Origin of the sequence: Pseudomonas sp. Colony2, from assembly GCF_019382755.1 — a bacterium.
Lineage (GTDB): Bacteria > Pseudomonadota > Gammaproteobacteria > Pseudomonadales > Pseudomonadaceae > Aquipseudomonas.
On sequence record NZ_CP080030.1, the window covers coordinates 3,397,946 to 3,400,119 of the forward strand.

Genomic DNA, 2,174 nt, shown 5'->3' on the forward strand with positions numbered 1-2,174 from the left:
AAAGAGTCGATACCACGCAAGCGAAGGTGGATGAGAACTCCGCAGCCGTCCWGACGGTTACCCAGTCTCTGGCCGATACCAAMAGCGCKRTCGCCTCCCAAACCACCACGTTGCAGGCCGTGATCGGTGGCGGGCGCGATGGCACAGATGAGGGTGATCTGGCCAGCGCGCTCAGCGAGTGGAAGAACCAGGCRGCGATCCAGATCACGGCSAARGCCCAGGCGGACACCGACGGCAAGCTGTCCACGATGTGGGCGGTGAAGATGCAGGTCAACCAAAACGGCCAGTACGTGGCCGCCGGCATCGGGCTTGGCATCGAGCAAAATGCTGATGGTYTGCTGCAAAGCCAGTTCCTGGTGAGTGCTGACCGTTTCGCGGTGGTGAACACCCTGGCCGGCGGCGGATTCGTTACGCCGTTTGTGGTGCAGAACGGGCAGGTGGTTATCGACACCGCGCTGATCAGTCGGGCGTTTATTCAGGAAATCGTGCTGGGCATGACGCTGCGCTCTGAGGCGGTTGACGCTAAAGGTCGTCCGCTCCTGGAGATCAACGTCAAGGCCGGCACATTCACGCTGCGAAGCACGGGCGCTGACGGATCCACCTTGCTCAACAACAACGGTCTGACCGTCTATGACGCGAACGATATTGATCGGGTGACGGTCGGGAGGCTTTCCGTATGAATTTCGGGATGCGGGTCAAAGGACCAACYGGGGCCATCGAGATCGATGAAAACTCGTTCACGATGAGRGTYGTCTACTCCGAAATWATGCAGCCKCAGTTYTGGTCYACGAAGTATGTGGACCTTGCTGTTGCGGGTATCACCCCTCAAAACGCGGCGGCGTTTGTGATGCCCGTACAGAGCCTGAAYGCTTTGCAGGATGCTCARCTKGARCCCGAGGTTTTTAACGGGTTCGTCAGGGTGTGGCGAACGATCAGAGGWGATCCTTACGGGAACTCTGCAATAACAATAACGCGGCAGCGACTGGTCGTKACGAGGTTCAAATARCATGGCGGATTCATATGGCCTGATGTTCAAGTCTGCYGATGAYGATCGAATTATTCTCGATTCTGAATTCTCCAGGCTGGTCGTTCTCTACAAAGGTCGGTACGTAGGCACCGAGGAGAATGGAGACTCCTCGTCTACTTACTTCCCATCACCSATTACMACTCARGAGCAGCCSCTTGTTTTTATMAGRCCCGACAGTGCCGCGGGYATTATCGGGATGAGCAACCTTGAAATATTTGGCTCGCCGGGAAACTGGACCGGGTTTCGTGTGCGCATCTTCAACATGTACACGATCARGCCGGTGGGGCGCTGGTTTGTTGCGACCTTCGTWGCTCAGGCTCTGGCTACCTACGGTGCCCGCCTGCGGGATGCAAACCGCAACGTCATCTTTGACTCCGGCACCCCGTCTGCTCTGTTTGTCCGGTCTAGCAACAACTGGACGTACGCGGGCAGTGGCTCMACCGGACAGGGGGTTTCAATCGCCTACTTCAACTCCCAGTTCAACATGGCWGAAGACGAATACATGCTTATAAACAAYTTGACCATGAGGTCGGTGACYATCGCCGCCGGCACTGCGAGTCGTCAAATTGCGGCTATGTGGAAYTACCCGAGCAGRATTCTTACTCTCGGCATGATCTCCACTCAAAACGCCATTGTCACCGGCCTTACCGTGATGGTCGGAAGAATCGTTCAGTAACACCGCCGCGCCTCCAACACTTAATTAACTAGYGCTCGCCTGATTCGTTGGCGGGTTTAATGCTATCTGGAGATAAACATGCCCTGGTATCGAGCCGGCACAGTTTCTGTAACTTTGAACTCAAACGCGGTCATTGGCACCGGYACGGCTTTCCTGGCAAACAGCCGGGTAGGGGATGCKTTCCTTGGGCCTGATGGTGGGTGGTACGAAATCACCAACATYGCRAGCAATAMCGCGCTTTCCATCACGCCAAACTATCGAAGCGCCACCAACGCCGCCGGCGTTTATGCGCTGACACCAGTGCAGGGGTATACCAAGGATCTGGCCGACCAAGCCCGGGCGATGATTCAGCAATGGGGCGCAACACTTGCCGGCCTGGGTTCGGTGTCCACGGAAAACATCGTGCCCGTGGCGAAAGGTGGTACCGGGGGCAGCACACAGGCCGCAGCACGCAACGGCCTCGGCTTGGGG

At 56.9% G+C, this 2,174-nt stretch carries 1 protein-coding gene and 1 pseudogene; both read left to right on the forward strand.

Translation table 11 applies throughout. From position 1 onward, the window contains the following. Nucleotides 1-680, forward strand: a 680-nt coding sequence (locus tag JV201_RS13430; RefSeq protein ID WP_219407066.1) for a DUF1983 domain-containing protein, incomplete at its 5' end; no start/stop codon positions are given. A gap of 1,101 nt (nucleotides 681-1,781) precedes the next feature. Further along, nucleotides 1,782-2,174: pseudogene (locus tag JV201_RS13435) on the forward strand (tail fiber domain-containing protein); the annotation flags it as partial.